The following is a 24,990-nucleotide window of genomic DNA, read 5'->3' as shown; positions in this document are numbered from 1 at the left end:
CCCGGTTTCGTTGATGGATGTACCACACACGTCCATGACCCGGACCGGATGGCCGGGTCATGAACAGGTATCGAACGGCCCTACGATGGGCTCATCGCACTTTTCACTATCGAGTGAGGTCAAACCGTGTCCACCACGTCCGCCAGCACGTCCCCGTCCGCCCAGAATCCGGCGGCTCCCGCGACCGGCACCGCCCGTGTCAAGCGCGGCATGGCCGAGCAGCTCAAGGGCGGCGTGATCATGGACGTCGTCACGCCGGAGGAAGCCAAGATCGCCGAGGACGCCGGTGCCGTCGCGGTCATGGCGCTGGAGCGGGTTCCGGCCGACATCCGCAAGGACGGCGGCGTGGCCCGGATGTCCGACCCGGACATGATCGACGGCATCATCGGCGCGGTCTCCATCCCGGTCATGGCGAAGTCCCGGATCGGCCACTTCGTCGAGGCGCAGGTGCTGCAGTCCCTGGGCGTCGACTACATCGACGAGTCCGAGGTGCTGACCCCGGCCGACGAGGTCAACCACAGCGACAAGTGGTCCTTCACCACCCCGTTCGTGTGCGGTGCCACCAACCTGGGCGAGGCGCTGCGCCGCATCGCCGAGGGTGCGGCGATGATCCGTTCCAAGGGCGAGGCCGGTACCGGCAACGTCGTCGAGGCGGTCCGTCACCTGCGCCAGATCAAGGGCGAGATCGCCCGGCTGCGCGGCCTGGACAACCACGAGCTGTACGCCGCGGCCAAGGAGCTGCGCGCTCCGTACGAGCTGGTCGCGGAGATCGCGCAGACCGGCAAGCTGCCGGTCGTGCTGTTCTCCGCCGGTGGTGTCGCCACCCCGTCCGACGCCGCGCTGATGCGTCAGCTCGGCGCGGAGGGCGTCTTCGTCGGCTCGGGCATCTTCAAGTCCGGCGACCCGGCGAAGCGCGCCGCGGCGATCGTGAAGGCGACCACCTTCTACGACGACCCGAAGATCATCGCCGAGGCGTCCCGCGACCTGGGCGAGGCCATGGTCGGCATCAACTGCGACACCCTCCCCGAGGCCGAGCGGTACGCCAACCGCGGCTGGTGAGCACCGGCCGGTAGGCACCGGCCGGTAAGCACCGCATCACGCGTCCGGTGGACGGCCCGCACCGCCCGCGGGCCGTCCACCGGACGCGTATCACCCTGACATCCGAGAGGTCCCCGTACCGTGTCCGAGACGTCCGAGACTCCCCTCATCGGCGTGCTCGCCCTCCAGGGCGACGTCCGTGAGCATCTGGCCGCGCTCACCGCGGCCGGCGCCCGGGCCCGGCCGGTGCGCCGCCCCGAGGAGCTGGCCGAGGTCGAGGGTCTGGTGATCCCCGGCGGCGAGTCCACCACCATGTCCAAGCTCGCGGTGATCTTCGGGCTGCTGGAGCCGCTGCGCGAGCGCATCCGGGCGGGACTGCCGGTATACGGCACCTGCGCCGGTATGATCATGGTCGCGGACAAGATCCTCGACGGCCGGGAGGACCAGGAGACCCTGGGCGGCATCGACATGATCGTGCGCCGTAACGCCTTCGGCCGCCAGAACGAGTCCTTCGAGGCCGCGGTCGGTATCAAGGGCATCGAGGGCGGTCCGGTGGAGGGCGTCTTCATCCGCGCGCCGTGGGTCGAGTCGGTGGGCGCCGGTGCCGAGGTGCTTGCTACGTACGAGGGTCACGCGGTCGCCGTCCGGCAGGGCGATGTCCTCGCGACCTCGTTCCACCCGGAGCTGACGGGTGACCACCGGGTGCACGCCCTGTTCGTGGAGATGGTTCAGCGCGCGTAGCGGTCCGTTGCGGGTGGCGGTGGGCGACGGGAGGGCGCGGGCCGCGCGCTGAGCGGCGATCCCGGTAGGATCTCAGGCGTTCGTGCAGGAATGGGTAACGCGAAGGAGACAGGCGGATGTCCGGCCACTCTAAATGGGCTACGACGAAGCACAAGAAGGCCGTGATCGATGCCAAGCGCGGCAAGCTCTTCGCGAAGCTGATCAAGAACATCGAGGTGGCGGCCCGGATGGGCGGGGCCGACATCGAGGGCAACCCGACGCTCTACGACGCCATCCAGAAGGCCAAGAAGCAGTCGGTTCCGAACAAGAACATCGACAGTGCGGTCAAGCGCGGTGCCGGTCTTGAGGCGGGCGGCGCCCAGTACGAGACGATCATGTATGAGGGCTACGGCCCCAACGGTGTCGCCGTGCTCATCGAGTGCCTCACCGACAACCGCAACCGCGCCGCCTCCGATGTCCGCGTGGCCATGACCCGCAACGGCGGCTCGATGGCCGACCCGGGCTCGGTGTCGTACCTGTTCCACCGCAAGGGCGTCGTGATCGTCCCCAAGGGCGAGCTGGCCGAGGACGACGTGCTGGCCGCGGTGCTCGACGCGGGCGCCGAGGAGGTCAACGACCTCGGCGAGTCCTTCGAGGTCCTCAGCGAGGCCACCGACCTGGTCGCGGTCCGCACCGCGCTCCAGAAGGAAGGCATCGACTACGACTCGGCCGACACCAACTTCGTGCCCACGATGCAGGTGGAGCTGGAGGAGGACGGCGCGCGCAAGATCTTCAAGCTGATCGACGCGCTTGAGGACAGCGACGACGTGCAGAACGTGTTCGCCAACTTCGACGTCTCCGACGAGGTCATGGCGAAGGTCGACGCCTGAGGGCATATCAGTACGCGTATGGCGGGCGGGTCGGCGGGGACACACCCCACCGGCCCGTCGGCGTTGTCGGACAGGTTTGTCGGTGGCAGCCGCTAGCCTGCGGGAACAGATGACCGAAGCGTGATCGAGGGGAGGGGCGCGGTGCGGGTACTCGGCGTGGACCCGGGGCTGACCCGGTGCGGCATCGGCGTGGTCGAGGGGGTCGCGGGCCGCCCGCTGCGGATGCTGGGCGTCGGCGTCGTACGGACCCCGGCGGACACCGCGATCGCCGAGCGGCTCGTCCTCGTCGAGCGCGGCATAGAGGAGTGGCTGGACACCCACCGGCCCGAATACGTCGCGGTGGAGCGGGTGTTCAGCCAGCACAATGTGCGTACCGTCATGGGCACCGCGCAGGCCAGCGCGGTCGCCATGCTCTGCGCGGCGCGCCGCGGGCTGCCGGTCGCGCTGCACACCCCCAGCGAGGTCAAGGCGGCCGTCACCGGCTCAGGCCGCGCCGACAAGGCGCAGGTCGGCGCGATGGTCACCCGGCTGCTGCGGCTGGACGCCCCGCCCAAACCGGCCGACGCCGCCGACGCCCTGGCGCTCGCCATCTGCCACATCTGGCGCGCCCCCGCGACCAACCGGCTCCAGCAGGCCGTCGCGGCCCACCGCACCACGAGCCGCACCACGAAAGGCCGTATTACATGATCGCGTTCGTCTCCGGTCCGGTCGCGGCCCTCGCCCCGACCACCGCCGTCGTCGAGGTCGGCGGCATCGGGATGGCGGTCCAGTGCACCCCGGGCACCCTGGCCGGACTGCGGGTCGGCGAACCGGCCCGGCTCGCCACGTCGCTCGTGGTGCGCGAGGACTCCCTGACCCTCTACGGCTTCGCGGACGACGACGAGCGCCAGGTCTTCGAGCTGCTCCAGACCGCCAGCGGGGTCGGCCCCCGGCTCGCCCAGGCCATGCTGGCCGTGCACGCGCCGGACGCGCTGCGGCTCGCCGTCTCCACCGGTGACGAGAAGGCGCTCACCGCCGTCCCCGGCATCGGCAAGAAGGGTGCGCAGAAGCTGCTGCTGGAGCTGAAGGACCGGCTCGGCGCCCCGGTCGGCCGGACCGTGCCCGCCGCCCGCCCGGCCGCGGCCGCGGGCTGGAGCGACCAGCTGCACACCGCCCTGGTCGGCCTCGGCTACGCCACCCGGGAGGCCGACGAGGCGGTGGCCGCCGTCACCCCGCAGGCCGAGGCGACCCTGGCCGAGGGCGGTGCGCCGCAGGTGGCGCAGCTGCTGCGGGCCGCCCTGCAGACCCTGAACCGCACCCGCTGACCGGCCGCCGGGGCGCCCTGTCGCGCCCGGCCGGACCGCTCGACACGATCTCGCGAGGCGAAACGCAGTGAACTGGGACGAGACCGCACCGGCCGACGCCGACGACGCCCTCACCGGCGCCCTGCCCGGCGACGCGGGCAGCCGGCTGGTGGGCGCCGACGCAGACGGGGACGACCAGGCGGTGGAGGCCGCCCTCCGCCCCAAGGACCTGGGGGAGTTCGTTGGCCAGGAGCGGGTCCGTGAGCAGCTGGACCTGGTCCTCAAGGCTGCCCGGCAGCGCGGCGGCACCGCCGACCATGTGCTGCTCTCCGGCGCGCCCGGGCTCGGCAAGACCACCCTCTCGATGATCATCGCGGCCGAGATGGGCGCCCCGATCCGCATCACCTCCGGCCCGGCCATCCAGCACGCGGGCGACCTCGCCGCGATCCTCTCCTCCCTCGCCGAGGGCGAGGTGCTCTTCCTGGACGAGATCCACCGCATGTCCCGGCCCGCCGAGGAGATGCTGTACATGGCCATGGAGGACTTCCGCGTCGACGTCATCGTCGGCAAGGGGCCCGGCGCCACCGCCATTCCGCTGGAGCTGCCGCCGTTCACCCTGGTCGGCGCGACCACCCGGGCCGGGCTGCTGCCGCCCCCGCTGCGCGACCGCTTCGGCTTCACCGGCCACATGGAGTTCTACGCCCCCGCCGAGCTGGAGCGCGTGATCCACCGCTCCGCCCGGCTGCTGGAGGTGACCATAGAGACCGACGGCGCCGCCGAGATCGCCGGGCGCTCGCGCGGCACGCCCCGGATCGCCAACCGGCTGCTGCGCCGGGTCCGGGACTACGCCCAGGTCAAGGCGGACGGCTTGATCACCCGGGAGATCGCCGAGAGCGCCCTGGCGGTCTACGACGTGGACGGCCGGGGTCTTGACCGGCTGGACCGGGCGGTGCTCAGCGCCCTGCTCAAGCTGTTCGGCGGCGGCCCGGTGGGCCTGTCGACCCTGGCGGTCGCGGTGGGGGAGGAGCGTGAGACGGTGGAAGAAGTCGCCGAGCCGTTCCTTGTGCGTGAGGGCCTGCTGGCCCGTACGCCCCGGGGCCGGATCGGGACCCCCGCGGCCTGGGAGCACCTGGGCCTCACTCCGCCGCAGCGGGGTGCCGGGGGCGGCCAGAGCGGCCTCTTCGAGGCATGAAGGCGCGCATCTCCGGCATCATGGCCTGAATAGCGAATAATGGTGGGGTCAGGAACCCCGGTGCCATGCCGGGCGTTGTTCCATAGGCGCGGGCTCGCTTAGACTCCGCCGATGCCGTCCGTATGCCGGACGTTCTTCCGTACGGCATACCCATCCCCGTAGACCAGGCCGCGCCCCAGCGGTCGTGTGAAGGATCTCCGTCCCGTGAATATCGTGACTCTCCTGCCGTTCATCGTGCTTATCGGGGCCATGTTCCTGATGACGCGGTCGGCCAAGAACAAGCAGCGCCAGGCCGCACAGATGCGGAACGAGATGCAGCCGGGCACCGGCGTGCGGACCATCGGCGGCATGTACGCGACGGTCAAGGAGGTCCACGACGACACGGTCCTTCTTGAGGTGGCACCCGGCGTTCACGCGATCTACGCGAAGAACGCGGTGGGAGCGGTCCTCTCCGACGCCGAGTACAACCACATCGTTCACGGCATCGACCCCGATGAGGATGGCGTCGAGGCCGTCGACGGCTCCGACGCGCCGGTCGTCCCCGACGACGCCTCGTCGCTGACCACCCCCGCGGCCACCCCTGCGGGCGGTGCCGACGACGCCGCCGCCGACGAGGCGAAGGCCGCCGGTGAGCCGGAGGACGAGAAGGCGGGCGCCAAGAAGATCGACCTCGGCAAGAACGACGCCGACGCGGCCGACGCGCCCGAGGACGAAAAGCGGGACGGCGGCGCCGACGCGAAGTAGTCCTGCACTGTGTGAACCACGGCGTGCCCCCGCTCGGCGCGCCGTGATTCATGGACGGTCTAGGCTCCGGCGGGGGCACGCCCCCACAAGACTTCGTGGCCGCCCCGAGCACATTCGCCGCGGGGCGGTTGGACAGGGAGATACGACAAGGTGGCAGCACCGAAGAAGGGCCGCAGGTCCCCCGGGTCACAGGGCAGGCCCGGGCGCGCGCTGGCCGTGATCCTGTTCGCCATGGTGGCGCTCATCGGGGGGATGTTCATCTCCGGTCACACCACACCGCGGTTGGGCATCGATCTCGCGGGCGGCACCAGTTTCACGCTGGAGGCCAAGAACCAGCCGGGCAAGCCCAACGCGATCAACACGGCCAACATGAACACCGCCGTCGGCATCATTGAGCGGCGGGTCAACGGCCTGGGTGTATCCGAGGCCGAGGTCCAGACCCAGGGCCCGAAGCACATCATCGTGAACATCCCCAAGGGGACGAACGCGAAACAGGCCCGTCAGCAGGTCGGCACCACCGCCCAGCTGTACTTCCGGCCGGTGATGACCACCACCTCCGGCGGCAAGACCAAGCAGCCCAGCAGCACCCCGTCCCCTTCCGCGAGCGCCTCCAAGGGCAAGAAGACGGACAAGGGCGACCAGAGCAGCAGCGGCAAGCCCGAGAGCTCGCCCACTCCCAGCGCCTCCACCCAGGGCCGTGCCATCCCCGAGGCGCTGAAGGCCGACAAGGCTGATCAGACCGGCAAGGCCGACAACGCCGATACGGCCGTCAAGGCCGACAAGGCGGCACCGACGCCCACCCCGACCAAGACGCCCGGGGGCGGCCAGACGGGCCAGCCCTCGCTCTCCCCGAGCCAGGAGAAGCTGGCCAAGGACTTCGCGGCGCTGGACTGCACCACCCGGGCCGGACGTGCCGCGGCCGCCGAGAAGGCGGCCAACATCAAGCCGACCGACCCCGTTCTGGCCTGCAGCCAGAAGGGCGACTCCAAGTTCGTCCTCGCACCCGCCGAGGTCGAGGGCACCGACGTGGACGACGCCTCGTCCGTCTTCGAGAGCCAGAACGCCGGGGGCTGGATCGTACAGCTCGACTTCAATAACAAGGGCGCCAAGAAGTTCGCCAAGGTCACCGGCGACCTGACCAAGCAGCAGTCGCCGCAGAACCGCTTCGCGATCGTCCTGGACGGCGAGGTCGTCTCCGACCCCGAGGTCACCCAGGGCGCCATCACCGGCGGCCGGGCCACCATCTCCGGCGGCTTCACCCAGCAGAGCTCCGCGGACCTGGCCAACGTGCTGTCCTTCGGCGCGCTGCCGCTGTCCTTCGACATCGCGGACGAGACCACCGTCTCCGCGGCCCTCGGCGGTGAGCAGCTGCAGGCCGGTCTGATCGCCGGCGCCATCGGCCTCGCCCTCGTGGTGATCTACCTGGTCGGCTACTACCGCGGTCTGTCCCTGGTGGCCATGGCGTCCCTCGGGGTCTCCGCCATACTGACGTACACGATCATGGTGTTGCTCGGCCCGGGTATCGGCTTCGCACTGAACCTCCCGGCCGTCTGCGGTGCGATCGTGGCGATCGGTATCACCGCCGACTCGTTCATCGTCTACTTCGAGCGCATCCGGGACGAGATCCGTGAGGGACGCACGCTGCGCCCGGCCGTCGAGCGCGGCTGGCCCCGGGCCCGGCGCACCATCCTGGTCTCCGACTTCGTGTCGTTCCTCGCCGCCGCGGTGCTCTTCATCGTGACCGTCGGCAAGGTGAAGGGCTTCGCCTTCACCCTGGGGCTGACCACGCTGCTCGACGTCGTCGTGGTGTTCCTGTTCACCAAGCCGCTGATGACGCTCCTCGCCCGCCGCCCGTTCTTCGGGAACGGTCATCCGTGGTCCGGTCTGGACCCCAAGCGCCTCGGGGCCAAACCGCCGCTGCGCCGCCGTCGTCCCGCCGCCCCCGGCCCCGCCGACACGAAGGAGGCGTGAGATGTCGCGACTCGGCAATCTCGGCGCCAGGCTCTACCGAGGCGAGGTCGGCTACGACTTCGTCGGCAAGCGGAAGATCTGGTACGCCATCTCGATACTGATCACCATCACGGCCATCGCGGGCGTGGCGGTGCGCGGGCTCAACATGGGCATCGAGTTCTCCGGCGGCGCGGTCTTCAACACCCCCAGCAGCAAGATCTCGGTCTCCCAGGCCCAGCACGTGGCGGAGAAGGCGTCCGGCGGCCACACCGCCGTCGTCCAGCAGCTGGGCCGCGGCGGCCTGCGCATCCAGATCAGCGAGCTGGGCACCAAGGAGGCCGTGCCGGTCCAGGAGAACCTGGCCAAGGAGCTGGGCGTCAAGACCGACAAGATCGACACCCAGCTGGTCGGCCCGAGCTGGGGTGAGGAGATCGCCGGCAAGGCCTGGCAGGGCCTCGCGATCTTCATGGTGCTGGTGGTGATCTATCTCGCCATCGCCTTCGAATGGCGGATGGCGCTGGCCGCCCTGATCGCCCTGATCCACGACCTCACCATCACCGTCGGTGTCTACGCGCTGGTCGGCTTCGAGGTCACCCCGGGCACCGTGATCGGTCTGCTGACGATCCTCGGTTACTCCCTCTACGACACCGTCGTGGTCTTCGACGGTCTCAAGGAGGGGTCGAAGGACATCACCAAGCAGACCCGCTTCACCTACGCCGAAGTGGCCAACCGCAGTCTCAACTCGACCCTGGTGCGGTCCATCAACACCACGATCGTGGCGCTGCTGCCGGTCGGCGCGATGCTCTTCATCGGCGGCGGTCTGCTCGGCGCGGGCATGCTCAACGACATCTCGCTCGCCCTGTTCGTCGGCCTCGCCGCCGGTGCGTATTCCTCGATCTTCATCGCCACCCCGCTGGTCTCCGACCTCAAGAGCCGCGACCCGCAGATGAAGGCGCTGGCCAAGCGGGTGCGCGCCAAGCGCGCCGCGGCCGCCAAGGCTGATGCCGGGCGCGAGGCCCAGGAGGACGACGGGGCCGGGGCCGAGGGCGGCGAACCGGACCTGGAGGACGCGGCCGCGGCCGGAGTCGTCGGCCAGCGCCGCCAGCCCGCCTCCCGCAACCGGGGCCGCGGCCGACCGTCGGGGAAGCGCCGATGAGCGGCCAGGCCACGGAACAGTCCGGGGAACACACCGTGACCGCGGCCCCCGGACCGCTCGGCACCGAGGAGCTGCGCGGGCTGCTGCTCAGCCGGATTCAGGACGTGCCGGACTACCCGCAGCCGGGCGTGATGTTCAAGGACATCACCCCGCTGCTCGCCGACGCCGCGGCCTTCTCCGCGCTGACCGACGCGCTCGCCGAGCTGTGCGTGCGGCACCGGGCGGACAAGGTCGTGGGCCTGGAGGCGCGCGGCTTCATCCTCGCCGCCCCGGCCGCCGTGCGCGCCGGTATCGGCTTCGTACCGGTCCGCAAGGCGGGCAAGCTTCCCGGGGCGACCCTGGGGCAGTCCTACGAGCTGGAGTACGGCACCGCGGAGATCGAGATACACGCGGACGCGCTGGAGCCCGGCGACCGGGTCCTGGTCATCGACGACGTGCTCGCCACGGGCGGCACCGCCGAAGCGTCGCTCCAGCTCATCCGACGGGCCGGCGCCCAGGTCGCCGGTGTGGCCGTGCTCATGGAGCTGGGCTTCCTGGAGGGCCGCAGACGTCTGGTGGGCGCGCTGGACAGCGCCCCGCTGGAGGCCTTGATCACGGTCTGACCGGAATCCGCCGACACCGCCGCCGGAGGGCGGGGACCTGTGCGAAGAACAGGTCCCCGCCCTCCGGCATTCCCCGGACATCGCTGCCGACAGGCAAGCGGAGTGGCGGGATCGCTACCATTGGCACCCCGACCCCCCGGGGTCCGGACCGCTTGAGGAGTCATCTCTTGCCAGACGAGGCCCAGCCGCTCTCTCCCGGAGTCCGTCCCGCTCCGGACGCGACCGCCGCCGCCGAGCAGACGACGGCGGCCTCAGCCACGCCCGGAAACGGCGCGGACCGTCCGGCGCCGGCGTCCGGCGCTCCCGAGCAGACGCGGCCCAAGCCCCCGGCCGCGGCCCGCGGCGAGCTGCGGCCCGCCCCGGCCGCGCCGCGCACCACCCAGAGCCCGGCCCCGCGCTCCGGCTCGTCCAACCGCGTACGCGCCCGCCTCGCCCGCCTCGGCGTGCAGCGCTCCAGCCCGTACAACCCGGTTCTGGAGCCCCTGCTGCGCATCGTGCGCGGCAACGACCCCAAGGCGGACGGCGCCACGCTGCGCCAGATCGAGCGCGCGTACCAGGTGGCCGAGCGCTGGCACCGCGGCCAGAAGCGCAAGAGCGGCGATCCGTACATCACCCACCCGCTCGCGGTGACCACGATCCTCGCCGAGCTGGGTATGGATTCGGCCACCCTGATGGCAGGGCTGCTGCACGACACCGTCGAGGACACCGAGTACGGCCTGGACACCCTGCGCCGCGACTTCGGCGACCAGGTCGCCCTGCTCGTCGACGGCGTCACCAAGCTGGACAAGGTCAAGTTCGGCGAGGCGGCCCAGGCCGAGACCGTGCGCAAGATGGTCGTCGCGATGGCCAAGGACCCCCGGGTCCTGGTGATCAAGCTCGCCGACCGGCTGCACAACATGCGCACCATGCGCTACCTGAAGCGGGAGAAGCAGGAGAAGAAGGCCCGCGAGACGCTGGAGATCTACGCTCCGCTCGCCCACCGGCTGGGCATGAACACCATCAAGTGGGAGCTGGAGGACCTCGCCTTCGCGATCCTCTACCCCAAGATGTACGACGAGATCGTCCGGCTGGTCGCCGAGCGGGCCCCCAAGCGGGACGAGTACCTGGCCGTCGTCACCGACCAGGTCCAGGGCGATCTGCGGGCGGCCCGGATCAAGGCGACCGTCACCGGCCGCCCCAAGCACTACTACTCCGTCTACCAGAAGATGATCGTGCGGGGCCGGGACTTCGCCGAGATCTACGACCTGGTGGGCATCAGGGTGCTCGTCGACACCGTCCGCGACTGCTACGCGGCGCTGGGCACCATCCACGCGCGGTGGAACCCGGTACCGGGGCGGTTCAAGGACTACATCGCGATGCCCAAGTTCAACATGTACCAGTCGCTGCACACGACGGTCATCGGGCCCAGCGGCAAGCCGGTCGAGCTGCAGATCCGCACCTTCGACATGCACCGCCGCGCCGAGTACGGCATCGCCGCGCACTGGAAGTACAAGCAGGAGGCGGTCGCCGGGACCTCCAAGGTGCGCACCGACGTGCCCCGGGGCAAGGCCGGCAAGGACGACGCGGTCAACGACATGGCGTGGCTGCGGCAGCTCCTGGACTGGCAGAAGGAGACCGAGGACCCGGGCGAGTTCCTGGAGTCGCTGCGCTTCGACCTGTCCCGCAACGAGGTCTTCGTCTTCACGCCCAAGGGCGACGTCATAGCGCTCCCGGCCGGGGCCACCCCGGTGGACTTCGCGTACGCCGTCCACACCGAGGTCGGCCACCGCACGATCGGGGCGCGGGTCAACGGGCGGCTGGTGCCGCTGGAGTCGACCCTCGACAACGGCGACCTGGTGGAGGTCTTCACCTCCAAGGCGGCCGGTGCCGGGCCGTCCCGCGACTGGCTGGGCTTCGTCAAGTCACCGCGGGCCCGCAACAAGATCCGCGGCTGGTTCTCCAAGGAGCGCCGCGACGAGGCCATCGAGCAGGGCAAGGACGCGATCGTCCGGGCGATGCGCAAGCAGAACCTGCCGATCCAGCGCATCCTGACCGGCGACTCGCTGGTCACCCTCGCCCATGAGATGCGCTACCCGGACATCTCCTCGCTCTACGCGGCCATCGGCGAGGGCCATGTCTCCGCGCAGAGCGTCGTCGGCAAGCTCGTCTCGGCCCTCGGCGGCGAGGAGGCGGCCAACGAGGACATCGCCGAGACCGCCCCGCCCATCCGGCGCTCCAAGCGCCGCTCCAACGCCGACCCGGGCGTCGTCGTCAAGGGCGTCGAGGACGTGTGGGTCAAGCTGGCCCGGTGCTGTACGCCGGTGCCGGGCGATCCGATCATCGGCTTCGTCACCCGCGGCAGCGGCGTCTCGGTGCACCGCGCCGACTGCGTCAACGTGGACTCGCTCTCCCAGCAGCCCGAGCGCATCCTCGAAGTCGAATGGGCGCCCACCCAGTCGTCGGTCTTCCTGGTCGCCATCCAGGTCGAGGCGCTGGACCGGTCCCGGCTGCTGTCGGACGTCACCCGCGTCCTGTCCGACCAGCACGTGAACATCCTGTCCGCGGCCGTCCAGACCTCCCGCGACCGGGTGGCCACCTCGCGCTTCACGTTCGAGATGGGCGACCCCAAGCATCTGGGACACGTCCTGAAGGCCGTACGCGGCGTCGAGGGCGTCTACGACGTGTACCGGGTCACTTCCGCCCGCGCACGCTGAGAAAGCGCCGCAGAACGCGAAGAGCGGCCCCGGGCTCTCCCGGGGCCGCTCTTCGCGTTTCCGCCGTGTCAGGTGCCGGGCGTCAGCCGCCGAACTCCTCCAGGCCCTTGAGCGCCTGGTCCAGCAGCGCCTGCCGGCCCTCCAGCTCCTTGGAGAGCTTGTCGGCCTTCGCGTTGTTCCCCGCCGCGCGGGCCGCGTCGACCTGGGAACGCAGCTTGTCCACGGCGTCCTGAAGCTGCCCGGTGAGCCCCTGGGCGCGCGCCCGCGCCTCGGGGTTCGTACGCCGCCACTCGGTCTCGTCGGCCTCCTGGAAGGCGCGCTCGACCGTGTGCAGCCGGCCCTCGATGCGGGCGCGGGCGTCCCGCGGCACATGGCCGACGGCCTCCCACCGCTCGTTGATCGACCGGAACGCCGCGCGGGACGCCTTCAGGTCCGAGATCGGCAGCAGCTTCTCGGCCTCGACGACCAGCTCCTCCTTGCGGGTCAGGTTCTCCCGCTGCTCGGCGTCGCGCTCCGCGAAGACCGCGCCCCGGGCCTGGAAGAAGACGTCCTGAGCGCCCCGGAAGCGGTTCCACAGGTCGTCCTCGTGCTCGCGCTGTGCGCGGCCCGCGGCCTTCCAGTCGGACATCAGCTCCCGGTAGCGGGCCGCGGTCGGCCCCCAGTCGGTGGAGCCGGACAGCGCCTCCGCCTCGGAGACCAGCTTCTCCTTGGTCTGCCGGGCCTCCTCGCGCTGCGCGTCCAGCGCCGCGAAGTGCGCCTTGCGCCGCTTGGAGAACGCCGAGCGGGCGTGCGAGAACCGGTGCCACAGCTGGTCGTCCGTCTTGCGGTCCAGCCGCGGCAGGCCCTTCCAGATGTCGACCAGGGCGCGCAGCCGCTCCCCGGCCGCCCGCCACTGCTCGCTGGCCGCCAGCTCCTCGGCCTCGGCGACCAGCGCCTCCTTGGCCTGGCGGGCCTCGTCGGTCTGGACCGCCTTGGCCGCCCGGCGCTCCTCACGGCGCGCCTCGACGTCCTTGGCGAGCTGGTCGAGCCGCTTGCGCAGCGCCTCCAGATCGCCGACCACATGGTGCTCGTCGACCTGGTGCCGGATGTGCTCGATGGCCGCCGTCGCGTCCTTGGCAGACAGGTCGGTGGTCTTGACCCGGCGCTCGAGAAGGCCGATCTCGACGACCAGACCGTCGTACTTGCGCTCGAAGTAGGCGAGGGCCTCGTCCGGCGACCCCGCCTGCCACGATCCGACGACCTGCTCACCGTCGGCCGTACGCACGTACACGGTCCCCGCCTCGTCGACGCGGCCCCAAGGCTCGCTGCTCACAGCGCCTCCTCCACATGATGCCGGGGCGGGCGCGCGTCCCGCGGGCATCGTCCACAGTTTCTTCCGGCCGGGCAGCGACGCCCGGGCCGGTCTCCCAGCAGGGTGGTACGGCCATCGCGGCAGACACCCTGTACAACGCCAACATAGGCGACCGGTGCCCCGGCTGTCCGTATCCTGCGCGACCGAAATTTCGCGGTACGCACGCCCGGCGACCTCAGGACTTGGTGACCGTCGCCTTGTTGATCACCACGCTGGCGTTCGGAGCGGTGTTCCCCATCTGATCGGCGGGTGCCGCTCCGGCCGCGGCGATCTTCTTCAGGACCTTCATACCCTCCTTGGAGAGCTTCCCGAAGGGGGTGTAGTCCGGCGGCAGCTGGCTGTCCTTGTAGACCAGGAAGAACTGGCTGCCGCCACTGTCGCGGCCCTTCTTGGTCTGCGCGTTGTATTGGTTCGCCATGGCGACCGTGCCCGCCGGGTACTTGTTCCCCTTGAGGGAGGGGTCCTTCAGGTTCTCGTCCGGGAGGGTGTAGCCGGGGCCGCCCGCGCCGGTGCCCTGCGGGTCGCCGCACTGCAGCACGTAGATGCCCTGGTTCACCATCCGGTGGCACTTGGTGTGGTCGAAGTACCCCTTGCCCGCCAGGAAACTGAACGAGTTGACCGTGTGCGGCGCCTTGGCCGCGTCCATGTCGATGGAGATGTCACCACAGGTGGTCTCCATGTTCATGGCGTACGTGGCCGACTTGTCGATGGTGACCGCCGGCTCCTTCTTGAACGACATCTTCTTCGGCTTCTTGCCCGCGACCGCCTTCGCCTCCTTGGCGCACGGGTCCGGCGCCTTGCTGGTGGCGGGGGCCGAGGGGGTGGACGCGGCGGCGTCGTCCTTCTTGTCCTTGCCGTCCCCGGAGAAGGCGCCCGCGGCCGCCACGGCCCCGCCGCCGGCCAGCACCACGGCCAGTACGGAGGCGATCACCACATTGCGCTGACGGGTCTTGTGCCGTGCCGTCTCACGCCGCTGCTGCTGCCGCAGGTACTTCTCCCGGGCAAGCTGCCGCCGCCGCTGCTCGCTACTGACCACCGGGTCGTCTCCTCACGCCGTATGCCAATCGGTGTCCTGCCGGAGGGCTCGGCCGTACCGTATACGGGTTCGCTGTGCCGGGGCCGCCGCCGGTAGGCTCTGGAGCTGCCGACATTCTTTCGCCGGCCGAACTCTTCCGGACGACAATTAAGGACGATCGTGCTCATTGCCGGGTTCCCCGCCGGGGCCTGGGGGACCAACTGCTACCTGGTCGCCCCCGCCGCCGGCGAGGAGTGCGTGATCATCGACCCGGGCCATCAGGCGGCCCAAGGCGTCGAGGAGGCCGTCGCCAAACACCGGCTCAAGCCCGTCGCCGTCATCCTCACCCACGGCCACATCGACCACGTCGCCTCGGTCGTCCCGGTCTGCGGCGCTCATGACGTACCGGCGTGGATTCACCCCGCCGACCGCTACATGATGAGCGATCCGGCCAAGGCGCTCGGGCGGTCCATCGGGACGCAGCTGATGGGCGAGCTGACCGTCGGCGAGCCGGACGACGTCAAGGAGCTGGCCGACGGCTCCGAACTGAAGCTGGCCGGAATGGAGTTCACCGTCGCGCACGCGCCGGGCCATACCAAGGGGTCGGTGACCTTCAGGCTGCCCGAGCAGCCGGACATCCCTCCGGTGTTCTTCTCGGGCGACCTGCTCTTCGCCGGCTCCATCGGACGCACCGATCTGCCCGGCGGCGACCACGCCGAGATCCTCGAGTCCCTGGCCCGTGTGTGCCTGCCGCTCGACGACTCGACCGTGGTGCTGTCCGGCCACGGCCCCCAGACCAGCATCGGCCGCGAGCGCGCCACCAACCCCTTCCTGCGGCAGGTGGCCGACGGCCCCGGAGACGCCGCCGACGCGGCCGCGGCTCCGCGACGAGGAATGTGACGAGAGAACCCACGTTGAGCACCTTCAAGGCCCCCAAGGGCACCTACGACCTGATCCCGCCGGTCTCCGCGACCTACCTCGCGGTGCGGGACGCCATCGCCACCCCGCTCCGGCGGTCCGGCTACGGCTATATCGAGACCCCCGGCTTCGAGAACGTCGAGCTCTTCGCGCGCGGTGTCGGCGAGTCCACCGACATCGTCACCAAGGAGATGTACACCCTCACCACCAAGGGCGGCGACGAGCTGGCGCTGCGCCCCGAGGGGACGGCGTCGGTGCTGCGCGCCGCGCTGGAGGCCAACCTGCACAAGGCCGGCAGCCTGCCGGTCAAGCTCTGGTACTCCGGCTCGTACTACCGCTACGAGCGCCCCCAGAAGGGCCGTTACCGGCACTTCTCGCAGGTCGGCGCCGAGGCGATCGGCGCCGAGGACCCGGCCCTGGACGCCGAGCTGATCATCCTCGCGCACGACGCCTACCGGTCGCTGGGGCTGCGTGACTTCCGCATCCTGCTGAACTCGCTCGGCGACACCGAGTGCCGCCCCGTCTACCGGGCCGCCCTCCAGGACTTCCTGCGCGCGCTCGACCTGGACGAGGACACCCGGCGGCGCATCGACATCAACCCGCTGCGGGTGCTCGACGACAAGCGCGACGCGGTCCAGAAGCAGCTGACCGGGGCGCCGCTGCTGCGCGACTACCTGTGCGACGGCTGCCGGGAGTACCACGCGCAGGTGCGCGAGCTGATCACCGCGCAGGGCGTGGAGTTCGAGGACGACCCGAAGCTGGTCCGCGGCCTCGACTACTACACCCGGACCACGTTCGAGTTCGTCCACGACGGGCTCGGCTCGCAGTCCGCGGTCGGCGGCGGCGGCCGGTACGACGGCCTGTCCGAGATGATCGGCGGCCCGGCCCTCCCGTCGGTGGGCTGGGCGCTCGGCGTCGACCGTACGGTGCTCGCGCTGGAGGCCGAGGGCGTCCGGCTGGACCTGCCCGACGCGACGAGCGTCTTCGCCGTGCCGCTGGGGGAGGAGGCCCGCAAGGTCCTCTTCGGCGTGGTCGGCGAGCTGCGCAAGGAAGGCGTGGCGACGGACTTCGCGTACGGCGGCAAGGGGCTCAAGGCCGCGATGAAGGCCGCGAACCGGAGCGGGGCGCGCTACGCGATCGTGGCGGGCGAGCGGGACTTCGCCGAGGGCGTGGTCCAGCTCAAGGACATGGAGTCGGGCGAGCAGGAGGCCGTTCCGCTGTCCAAGATCGTGACCACGCTCCAGGCGAAGCTGAGCTGACCCGGGGCCGGCCGGCCGTCAACGCGGCGGGTCCGGTTCATCCGGTCAATCGGTCCGCCGCCCGGCACCGCTTCCCGAACGCCGTTCCCGCCCCGTCAGGGGCGGGATTCCGGCGCCCCGGCCTGTCCTTATGTCCGCCGAACGGGCGACGCGGGAAGATGGCCGGGTCCGGGCAACGCGGCAGTACCGGGCCATGGGTTGGGGCACAATGGCCGTGCCCGACGGGGCCGGACAGTGTGGAGAACGACGGACGGCGATATGGCGACGACACTGATGGACGACGTGGAGTCCGACGAGGCGCGGGACGGCGCACGGGCCGGAACGGGAGGCGGCCGCGCCTTCGCGCTCCTGCTCGTGATCACCGGCGCGATGGGGCTGCTGGCGGCCTGGGTCATCACGCTCGACAAGAACAAGATCCTTGAGTACAAGGCCGACGGCAAGGTCTTCACCCCCGGCTGCAGCCTCAACCCCGTGGTCTCCTGCGGCAACATCATGGAGAGCAAGCAGGCCGCGGCGTTCGGCTTCCCGAACCCCATGCTCGGCCTGGTCGCGTACGGCATCGTCATCTGCGTAGGCGTGTCCCTGCTGGCCGGGGCGCGCTTCCCGCGCTGGTACTGGCTGACGTTCAATGCGGGCACCCTCTTCGGCGTCGGCTTCGTGACCTGGCTCCAGTACGAGTCGCTGTACGTCATCGGCTCGCTGTGCCTGTGGTGCTGCCTCGCCTGGGTCGCCACCATCGTGATGTTCTGCTACGTCACCGGCCACAACCTCAAGCACGGATACCTCCCGGCGCCGGACGGACTGCGGCGCGGGCTGCTGGAGTTCCACTGGGTGGTGCCGGTGATGTGGATCGGCGTGATCGGGATGCTCATCCTGACGCGCTGGTGGGACTTCTGGACCAGCTAGCCCCAGCTTCGGGAAGCAGCAGGCCCCGGCCCCGGGGAAGGGGCGCTGTCGGTGGGGTGTCATAGGCTTCCCGGGTGGAGCCAGATCTGTTCACCGCCGCCGCCGAAGACCGCCAGGAAAAGGACCCGGCCAGCAGTCCGCTGGCCGTACGCATGCGCCCGCGCACGCTGGACGAGGTCGTGGGCCAGCAGCATTTGCTGCGCCCCGGGTCGCCGTTGCGGAGACTGGTCGGCGAGGGCAGCGGAGGTCCGGCCGGGCCGTCCTCGGTCCTGCTGTGGGGCCCGCCCGGTATCGGGAAGACCACGCTCGCGTACGTGGTCAGCCAGGCCACCCAGAAGCGGTTCGTGGAGCTGTCCGCGATCACCGCGGGGGTCAAGGAGGTGCGCGCCGTCATCGACGGGGCGCGCCGCTCGTCGGGGGCGTACGGCCGGGAGACCGTGCTCTTCCTGGACGAGATCCACCGTTTCAGCAAGGCGCAGCAGGATTCGCTGCTGCCCGCCGTGGAGAACCGCTGGGTCACCCTGATCGCGGCCACCACCGAGAACCCGTACTTCTCGGTGATCTCCCCGCTGCTGTCCCGCTCGCTGCTGCTCACCCTGGAGTCGCTCACCGACGACGATCTGCGCGGGCTGCTCCGTCGTGCGCTGACCGACGAGCGGGGGCTCGGCGGCGCGGTCACCCTCCCCGAGGAGGCCGAGGGGCATCTGCTGCGGATCGCGGGTGGCGACGCCCGGCGGGCGCTCACCGCGCTGGAGGCGGGTGCCGGGTCGGCGATCGCCAAGGGCGAGGCGGAGATCTCGCTGACCACGCTGGAGGAGGCGGTCGACCGGGCCGCGGTCACCTATGACCGGGACGGTGATCAGCACTATGACGTGGCAAGCGCTCTCATCAAGTCGATCCGCGGCTCGGACGTGGATGCCGCGCTCCACTATCTGGCGCGGATGATCGAGGCGGGGGAGGACCCGCGGTTCATCGCGCGGCGGCTGATGATCTCGGCGAGTGAGGACATCGGGCTGGCCGACCCGACCGCCCTGCCCACCGCCGTGGCGGCGGCGCAGGCGGTCGCGCTGATCGGCTTCCCCGAGGCCGCCCTGACGTTGAGCCATGCCACGATCGCGCTGGCGCTCGCGCCCAAGTCCAACGCGGCCACGACCGCGATCGGGGCGGCGATGGCGGATGTCCGGGCCGGGCTCGCGGGCCCGGTGCCGCCGCATCTGCGGGACGGGCACTACAAGGGCGCCGAAAAGCTCGGCCACGCCCAGGGGTATCTGTATCCGCACGATCTGCCGGGCGGCATCGCGGCACAGCAGTACGCACCGGACAAGATCCACGGGAAGCGCTACTACGAGCCGACGCGGTACGGGGCGGAGGCCCGCTACGCCGATGTGGTCGAGCGGGTCCGGGCGCGACTGCGCGGCGACCCGCCGCCGGAGTCCTCGTAAGCCGGAGTTCTCGTAAAGGCGTGCGCCGCGAGGCCCGGGCCTAGTCGGCGGCCGCCTCGAACAGGGTGTGCATCGCGTAGCGCAGTTCGGTGACGCTCCGCACCGGCTCCGGGAAGTCGAAGCGCGCGTCGAACGGCTGGTCGGCGTCGTCCGTGAAGCGGACGCGCAGGCCGAAGCGGTCGAGGGCCACGGGGATCGCGGGGCCGCGGGTGCACACCGCGGACGAGCGCTCGCCCAGCAGCGCGCACAGCCCGTGCACCTGGTCGCTGTGGGCCGCGTGCAGATGCTGCAGCAGCTCGGCCTCGTGCGGGGCGAGCGGGTCGGGGGTGGCCTGCGCGAACTCCTCCGGCTCGACGCCGTCCGCACCCCAAAGGTCGTCCACACAGGCCTCGGCGACCTCCAGCCGCAGCAGCGTCCAGGCGGCTGTCCGGGCAGGGGGACCGGCGGCGGAGTCGGGCTGGAGGGCCTCTCCGAGGCCCAGCAGCTCTCCGACCGGATGGTGCTGGGCGAGCAGTGCCGCGCTGGTGGCGCGGTCGCCGCCGGGTACGGGGGTGAGCCAGCCGGCCACCCAGGCGCGGCCGCGGATTCGCTGCGGAACCGAGACCGGGGCGACGTCCGTGATCTCCATCACGCAGGTCAGATCGTCGTCCTGCGCGTAGGCCGCGGCGCGGGCCGCCGGTGAGGCGCCGGAGACCAGCAACAGCACATCCCCGTCCGGAGTGACGGCGCGGGCGGCCGGTCCGTCCGTCGGGAGATCGTCGGGGACCTCGATTCCGGGAATCGTCAACGACGCCGTAGCCTTGGCGTCGACGAGAGTCCGTACACGCTCTGCCGCCGTGGGCCGCAGGGCGTCTTCCTTGGGACGCGGCTGACCCTCCTCAAGACTCTGAGCAGTGCTGGGCAGGGGGATCCCAGGTCGAAACATGCGTTCTCCTCGGCTAAGGTAAGGCTCACCTAACTTACATGGAGGTTCGTTCCACGTGAACCAGTCGCGTCCCAAGGTCAAGAAGTCGCGCGCACTCGGCATCGCGCTGACGCCGAAGGCCGTCAAGTACTTCGAGGCCCGTCCCTACCCGCCCGGCGAGCACGGCCGTGGCCGCAAGCAGACCAGTGACTACAAGGTCCGGCTGCTGGAGAAGCAGCGCCTGCGCGCTCAGTACGACATCAGCGAGCGCCAGATGGCCCGTGCCTACGACCGCGCTCGGAAGGTCGATGGCAAGACAGGCGAGGCCCTGATCATCGAGCTTGAGCGCCGTCTGGACGCGCTCGTCCTGCGGTCGGGAATCGCCCGCACGGTTTACCAGTCCCGCCAGATGGTGGTCCACGGTCACATCGAGGTCAACGGCCGCAAGGTCGACAAGCCCTCGTTCCGGGTCCGCCCGGACGACGTGGTGATGGTCCGCGAGCGCAGCCGCGAGAAGCACCCCTTCCAGGTGGCCCGCGAGGGTGGCTACGCCCCCGACGGCGAGACCCCGCGTTACCTGCAGGTCAACCTGAAGGCGCTCGCCTTCCGCCTCGACCGGGACCCGAACCGCAAGGAGATCCCGGTGATCTGCGACGAGCAGCTCGTCGTCGAGTACTACGCCCGCTGATCCAGCGGACCGTACCTGCTCATCCAGCCCGCGGGTTCCCCGTCGACCAGTGTGTGTCGAGGGGGAACCCGCGGGCTGTTTGGCGGAGCGGAATGCGTTTCGGCCGGGCCTGCCCGGCGCGATAGGGTCGAGACCTGCCGCCCGCGCCCGGACGACCGCCCGAGACCGGCGGGCGACGGACGACTCGAATGACGGACGACCTGAACAACGACGACCGACGCGATCGGCAGCAGGGAGCGGTGCAACGTGTCCGGTGGAGAGGTGGCCGGGATTCTCGTGGCCGTCTTCTGGGCGATCCTGGTGTCCTTCCTCGCCCTCGCCCTGGTGAGGCTCGCCCAGACGCTCAAGGCGGCCACCCGGCTGGTGGATGAGGTCACCGAGCAGGCGGTGCCGCTGCTCAGCGAGGCGTCCGCGACGGTGCGGGAAGCGAACACCCAGCTCGCCCGCGTGGACTCGATCGCCTCCGACGTCCAGGAAGTCACCTCCAACGCCTCGGCGCTGTCCTCGACCGTCTCCTCCGCCTTCGGCGGACCGCTGGTCAAGGTGGCGGCGTTCGGCTACGGCGTCCGGCGCGCGATCGGCCGCAAGGTGCCGCCCGGGGAGGGGCCCGCGCGCACTGTTGTCATCGGTAAGACCTTGCCGTCCGCCCGCCGGGGCGGCCGCCGCAACCGTGGATCGAAGGGCTGAGAGACCGGATGTTCCGCCGCACATTCTGGTTCACCACCGGCGTCGCAGCCGGTGTGTGGGCCACCACCAAGGTCCAGCGCAAGCTCAATCAGCTCACCCCCGAGAGTCTGGCGGCGCAGGCCGCCGACCGGGCGGTGCTCGCCGGACGGCGGATCAAGGTCTTCGCGCTCGACGTGCGCGACGGCATGGCCGACCGCGAGGTGGCGCTCAAGGACGCCCTGGGCCTGACTTCGGCGCCCCCCAACGACCTTACGCAGCTGCCCGCCCAGCGCGGCCGGGCCCAGCTCACCCACACCTCGACGAACCCCTACCCGAACGCCCGAAATGAGGACCACTGATGGAGTCGGCTGAAATCCGCCGCCGCTGGCTGCGCTTCTTCGAGGAGCGCGGGCACACCGTCGTGCCGTCGGCGTCGCTCATCGCGGACGACCCGACCCTGCTGCTCGTCAACGCGGGCATGGTCCCCTTCAAGCCGTTCTTCCTGGGTGAGGTCCAGCCGCCCTACAAGCGCGCCGTGAGCGTGCAGAAGTGCGTGCGTACGCCGGACATCGAAGAGGTCGGCAAGACCACCCGGCACGGCACGTTCTTCCAGATGTGCGGCAACTTCTCGTTCGGCGACTACTTCAAGGAAGGCGCCATCACCTACGCCTGGGAGCTGCTCACCGGCTCCGTGGCGGACGGTGGCTACGGGCTGGACCCCGAGAAGCTGTGGATCACCGTCTACGAGCAGGACGACGAGGCCGAGCGCATCTGGCGCGACGTCGTCGGCGTCCCCTCGACACGCATCCAGCGGCTCGGGATGGAGGACAACTACTGGTCCATGGGCGTCCCCGGCCCCTGCGGCCCCTGCTCCGAGGTCAACTACGACCGTGGTCCGGAGTTCGGCGAGGAGGGCGGCCCGGCCGTCAACGACGAGCGCTACGTGGAGATCTGGAACCTGGTCTTCATGCAGTACGAGCGGGGCGCGGGCGAGGGCAAGGAGAACTTCCCCATCCTCGGCGAGCTGCCCAGCCAGAACATCGACACCGGCCTCGGCCTCGAACGCCTCGCGATGATCCTGCAAGGCGTGCGGAACATGTACGAGACCGACACCCTGCGCGTCGTGATGGACAAGGCCACCGAGCTGACCGGGGTCGCCTACGGCGCCGCCCACGAGTCCGACGTATCGCTGCGCGTGGTCGCCGACCACATGCGCACCTCCGTCATGCTCATCGGCGACGGCGTCACCCCCGGCAACGAGGGCCGCGGCTATGTGCTGCGCCGCATCATGCGCCGAGCCATCCGCAACATGCGCATCCTCGGCGCCACCGAGCCGGTCGTCGGCGAGCTGGTGGACGTCGTCCTCAAGACGATGGGCCAGCAGTACCCGGAGCTGCTGACCGACCGCAAGCGCGTCGAGACCGTCGCGCTCGCCGAGGAGTCGGCCTTCCTGAAGACCCTCAAGGCCGGCACCAACATCCTCGACACCGCCGTCACCGACACCAAGTCCACGGGCGGCACGGTGCTCCCCGGCGACAAGGCGTTCCTGCTCCACGACACCTGGGGCTTCCCGATCGACCTCACCCTGGAGATGGCCGCCGAACAGGGCCTCTCGGTGGACGAGGACGGCTTCCGCCGCCTGATGCGGGAGCAGCGGGAGCGCGCCAAGGCCGACGCCAGGGCCAAGAAGACCGGCCACGCCGACCTGTCCGCCTACCGCGAGGTCGCCGACACCTCCGGCTCGACCGAGTTCACCGGCTACAGCGACACCTCCGGCGAGTCCACCGTCGTCGGCCTGCTGGTCGACGGGGTCTCCTCGCCCGCCGCCTCCGAGGGCGACGACGTCGAGGTCGTCCTCGACCGCACCCCGTTCTACGCCGAGGGCGGCGGCCAGCTCGCCGACACCGGCAAGATCAAGCTGGCCTCCGGCGCCGTCGTCGAGGTGCGGGACGTCCAGCAGCCGGTGCCGGGCGTCAGCGTGCACAAGGGCGTCGTCCAGGTCGGCGAGGTGACGGTCGGCTCCGCCGCGTACGCCGAGATCGACATCAGGCGCCGCCGGGCCATCGCCCGCGCCCACAGCGCCACCCACCTCACCCACCAGGCGCTGCGCGACGCCCTGGGCCCGACGGCCGCGCAGGCCGGTTCGGAGAACTCGCCCGGCCGCTTCCGCTTCGACTTCGGCTCGCCGTCCGCCGTCCCCGGCGGGGTGCTCACCGACGTCGAGCAGAAGATCAACGAGGTGCTCTCCCGCGAACTCGACGTCACCGCCGAGGTGATGAGCATGGACGACGCCAAGAAGCAGGGCGCCATCGCCGAGTTCGGCGAGAAGTACGGCGACCGGGTGCGCGTCGTGACCATCGGCGACTTCTCCAAGGAGCTGTGCGGCGGTACGCACGTTCACAACACCGCCCAACTGGGCTTGGTGAAGCTGCTCGGCGAGTCCTCCATCGGCTCCGGTGTGCGCCGCGTGGAGGCCCTGGTCGGCGTGGACGCGTACAACTTCCTCGCCCGTGAGCACACGGTCGTCTCCCAGCTCACCGACCTGGTCAAGGGCCGTCCCGAGGAGCTTCCGGAGAAGATCTCCGGCATGCTCGCCAAGCTCAGGGACGCCGAGAAGGAGATCGAGCGGTTCCGCGCCGAGAAGGTGCTGCAGGCCGCCGCCGGGCTGGCCGAGGGCGCCAAGGACGTCCGGGGCGTCACCCTGGCCACCGGCCGGGTGCCGGACGGCACGACCGCCGACGATCTGCGCAAGCTGGTGCTGGACGTGCGCGGACGGCTGGACCAGAAGTCGGGGGCCGTCGACCGGCCCGCCGTCGTCGCCCTGTTCACCGTGGGAGGCGGCCGTCCGCTGACCGTCATCGCCACCAACGAGGCGGCCCGCGAGCGCGGCCTCAAGGCCGGTGACCTGGTCCGTACCGCCGCCAAGACGCTCGGTGGCGGAGGCGGCGGCAAGCCGGACGTCGCCCAGGGCGGCGGCCAGAACCCGGACGCCATCGGCGACGCCATCGAGGCCGTCGAGCGGCTCGTCGCGGAATCGGGCAAGTAACCGTGCGACGCGGTCGGCGCATCGCCATCGACGTCGGGGACGCCCGGATCGGGGTCGCCTCGTGCGACCCCGACGGAATCCTCGCCACCCCCGTGGAGACCGTGCCGGGACGCGATATCCCGGCCGCCCACAAGCGGCTGGCGGCCATCGTCGAGGAGTACGAGCCCATCGAGGTGGTGGTCGGCCTCCCGCGCTCGCTCAACGGGCGCGAGGGGCCGGCCGCGGCCAAGGTGCGCACGTTCGCCCGGGAGCTGGCGCGGCGGGTCCAGCCCGTCTCCGTACGGCTCGTCGACGAGCGTATGACGACCGTCACAGCGACGCATGGCCTCCGGGCGTCCGGGGTGTCGTCGAAGAAGGGCCGTTCCGTGGTTGACCAGGCAGCCGCGGTCGTCATTCTGCAGAGCGCGCTGGAGACCGAGCGGGCCTCCGGCCGGGCGCCGGGCGAGGCCGTCGAAGTGGTCATCTGATCGCGATACGGTAACGTTCCGCGCGACATGGCAGCCATCGCTTGTGCCCCGAGCGCACTG

General features: G+C 70.7%; 23 protein-coding genes. 20 read left to right on the top strand and 3 right to left on the bottom strand.

The window, feature by feature from the left end; translation table 11 throughout:
• Positions 1–126: 126 nt before the first annotated feature.
• From pdxS to ABZ370_RS20115, 11 genes are all read left to right on the top strand, one after another.
• The gene (gene pdxS / locus ABZ370_RS20165) at positions 127–1,059 is read left to right on the top strand and encodes a pyridoxal 5'-phosphate synthase lyase subunit PdxS (protein ID WP_358622506.1); all 933 of its coding nucleotides are present in this window, start codon (positions 127–129) and stop codon (positions 1,057–1,059) included.
• Between the two features lie 120 nt (positions 1,060–1,179).
• Positions 1,180–1,779 (top strand): pyridoxal 5'-phosphate synthase glutaminase subunit PdxT, encoded by a 600-nt coding sequence (gene pdxT / locus ABZ370_RS20160; protein WP_358622504.1) that lies wholly within the window; start codon positions 1,180–1,182, stop codon positions 1,777–1,779.
• Between the two features lie 116 nt (positions 1,780–1,895).
• The gene (locus ABZ370_RS20155) at positions 1,896–2,648 is read left to right on the top strand and encodes a YebC/PmpR family DNA-binding transcriptional regulator (protein ID WP_358622502.1); all 753 of its coding nucleotides are present in this window, start codon (positions 1,896–1,898) and stop codon (positions 2,646–2,648) included.
• A 141-nt stretch (positions 2,649–2,789) separates the two neighbouring features.
• On the top strand, positions 2,790–3,335 hold the full coding sequence (ruvC, locus tag ABZ370_RS20150) for a crossover junction endodeoxyribonuclease RuvC (RefSeq protein ID WP_358622850.1): 546 nt from the start codon (positions 2,790–2,792) through the stop codon (positions 3,333–3,335).
• Complete coding sequence (ruvA, locus tag ABZ370_RS20145; RefSeq protein WP_358622499.1) at positions 3,332–3,952, top strand: Holliday junction branch migration protein RuvA; 621 nt, start codon at positions 3,332–3,334, stop codon at positions 3,950–3,952. The genes ruvC and ruvA overlap by 4 nt, the downstream gene beginning before the upstream one ends.
• A 67-nt stretch (positions 3,953–4,019) precedes the next feature.
• Positions 4,020–5,123, top strand: a complete 1,104-nt coding sequence (gene ruvB / locus ABZ370_RS20140) for a Holliday junction branch migration DNA helicase RuvB (protein ID WP_358622497.1) — start codon at positions 4,020–4,022, stop codon at positions 5,121–5,123.
• Between the two features lie 204 nt (positions 5,124–5,327).
• Positions 5,328–5,867, top strand: coding sequence for a preprotein translocase subunit YajC (gene yajC, locus ABZ370_RS20135; RefSeq protein WP_358622494.1), 540 nt, complete (start codon positions 5,328–5,330; stop codon positions 5,865–5,867).
• A 150-nt stretch (positions 5,868–6,017) separates the two neighbouring features.
• Positions 6,018–7,838 carry a protein translocase subunit SecD gene (gene secD, locus ABZ370_RS20130; RefSeq protein ID WP_358622492.1) on the top strand — a complete coding sequence of 607 codons (1,821 nt, stop codon included), beginning with the start codon at positions 6,018–6,020 and terminating at the stop codon, positions 7,836–7,838.
• Position 7,839: 1 nt separating this feature from the next.
• The gene (gene secF, locus ABZ370_RS20125; RefSeq protein ID WP_358622489.1) at positions 7,840–8,973 is read left to right on the top strand and encodes a protein translocase subunit SecF; all 1,134 of its coding nucleotides are present in this window, start codon (positions 7,840–7,842) and stop codon (positions 8,971–8,973) included.
• Complete coding sequence (locus ABZ370_RS20120; RefSeq protein ID WP_358622487.1) at positions 8,970–9,575, top strand: adenine phosphoribosyltransferase; 606 nt, start codon at positions 8,970–8,972, stop codon at positions 9,573–9,575. Before secF ends, ABZ370_RS20120 begins: the two co-directional genes overlap by 4 nt.
• A 167-nt stretch (positions 9,576–9,742) precedes the next feature.
• Complete coding sequence (locus ABZ370_RS20115; protein WP_358622485.1) at positions 9,743–12,268, top strand: RelA/SpoT family protein; 2,526 nt, start codon at positions 9,743–9,745, stop codon at positions 12,266–12,268.
• Between the two features lie 82 nt (positions 12,269–12,350).
• Here ABZ370_RS20115 and ABZ370_RS20110 read toward each other — a convergent pair whose 3' ends face one another.
• Both ABZ370_RS20110 and ABZ370_RS20105 read right to left on the bottom strand, forming a co-directional pair.
• Positions 12,351–13,580: a DUF349 domain-containing protein gene (locus ABZ370_RS20110; RefSeq protein ID WP_358622482.1), complete on the bottom strand. Its 1,230-nt coding sequence runs from the start codon at positions 13,578–13,580 to the stop codon at positions 12,351–12,353.
• A 214-nt stretch (positions 13,581–13,794) separates the two neighbouring features.
• Positions 13,795–14,655, bottom strand: coding sequence for a peptidylprolyl isomerase (locus tag ABZ370_RS20105; RefSeq protein ID WP_358622480.1), 861 nt, complete (start codon positions 14,653–14,655; stop codon positions 13,795–13,797).
• A gap of 159 nt (positions 14,656–14,814) precedes the next feature.
• On the opposite strand from ABZ370_RS20105, the gene ABZ370_RS20100 reads away from it, so the two are divergent.
• The 4 genes from ABZ370_RS20100 (at position 14,815) to ABZ370_RS20085 (ending at position 19,159) form a co-directional block, all read left to right on the top strand.
• A complete protein-coding gene (locus ABZ370_RS20100; RefSeq protein ID WP_358622478.1) occupies positions 14,815–15,534 on the top strand; it encodes an MBL fold metallo-hydrolase in 720 nt (239 codons plus the stop codon).
• 14 nt (positions 15,535–15,548) lie between these two features.
• Complete coding sequence (gene hisS / locus ABZ370_RS20095) at positions 15,549–16,811, top strand: histidine--tRNA ligase (protein ID WP_358622476.1); 1,263 nt, start codon at positions 15,549–15,551, stop codon at positions 16,809–16,811.
• A gap of 258 nt (positions 16,812–17,069) precedes the next feature.
• Positions 17,070–17,717, top strand: coding sequence for a vitamin K epoxide reductase family protein (locus ABZ370_RS20090; protein WP_358622473.1), 648 nt, complete (start codon positions 17,070–17,072; stop codon positions 17,715–17,717).
• Positions 17,718–17,791: 74 nt separating this feature from the next.
• The gene (locus ABZ370_RS20085) at positions 17,792–19,159 is read left to right on the top strand and encodes a replication-associated recombination protein A (protein ID WP_358622471.1); all 1,368 of its coding nucleotides are present in this window, start codon (positions 17,792–17,794) and stop codon (positions 19,157–19,159) included.
• A 40-nt stretch (positions 19,160–19,199) separates the two neighbouring features.
• Here the strand turns inward: ABZ370_RS20085 and ABZ370_RS20080 are convergent, their stop codons facing one another.
• Positions 19,200–19,946, bottom strand: a complete 747-nt coding sequence (locus tag ABZ370_RS20080; protein WP_358622469.1) for a DUF2470 domain-containing protein — start codon at positions 19,944–19,946, stop codon at positions 19,200–19,202.
• Positions 19,947–20,139: 193 nt separating this feature from the next.
• Between ABZ370_RS20080 and rpsD the strand changes: the two genes are divergently transcribed.
• The 5 genes from rpsD (at position 20,140) to ruvX (ending at position 24,930) form a co-directional block, all read left to right on the top strand.
• The gene (gene rpsD, locus ABZ370_RS20075; protein ID WP_358622467.1) at positions 20,140–20,751 is read left to right on the top strand and encodes a 30S ribosomal protein S4; all 612 of its coding nucleotides are present in this window, start codon (positions 20,140–20,142) and stop codon (positions 20,749–20,751) included.
• A 246-nt stretch (positions 20,752–20,997) separates the two neighbouring features.
• The gene (locus ABZ370_RS20070) at positions 20,998–21,438 is read left to right on the top strand and encodes a DUF948 domain-containing protein (RefSeq protein WP_358622465.1); all 441 of its coding nucleotides are present in this window, start codon (positions 20,998–21,000) and stop codon (positions 21,436–21,438) included.
• A gap of 8 nt (positions 21,439–21,446) precedes the next feature.
• Positions 21,447–21,776 (top strand): DUF6167 family protein, encoded by a 330-nt coding sequence (locus ABZ370_RS20065; protein ID WP_358622462.1) that lies wholly within the window; start codon positions 21,447–21,449, stop codon positions 21,774–21,776.
• Entirely contained in the window at positions 21,776–24,463 is a 2,688-nt protein-coding gene (gene alaS / locus ABZ370_RS20060; protein WP_358622460.1) for an alanine--tRNA ligase, read from the top strand. The genes ABZ370_RS20065 and alaS overlap by 1 nt, the downstream gene beginning before the upstream one ends.
• A gap of 2 nt (positions 24,464–24,465) precedes the next feature.
• Positions 24,466–24,930 (top strand): Holliday junction resolvase RuvX, encoded by a 465-nt coding sequence (ruvX, locus tag ABZ370_RS20055; RefSeq protein WP_358622457.1) that lies wholly within the window; start codon positions 24,466–24,468, stop codon positions 24,928–24,930.
• The last annotated feature ends 60 nt before the right edge of the window (positions 24,931–24,990 follow it).

Source organism: Streptomyces sp. NPDC005962, assembly GCF_040629205.1.
Classification (GTDB): domain Bacteria; phylum Actinomycetota; class Actinomycetes; order Streptomycetales; family Streptomycetaceae; genus Streptomyces.
Note: the sequence above shows the minus strand (reverse complement) of the source record. Positions and strands in the feature narration are given on the sequence as shown.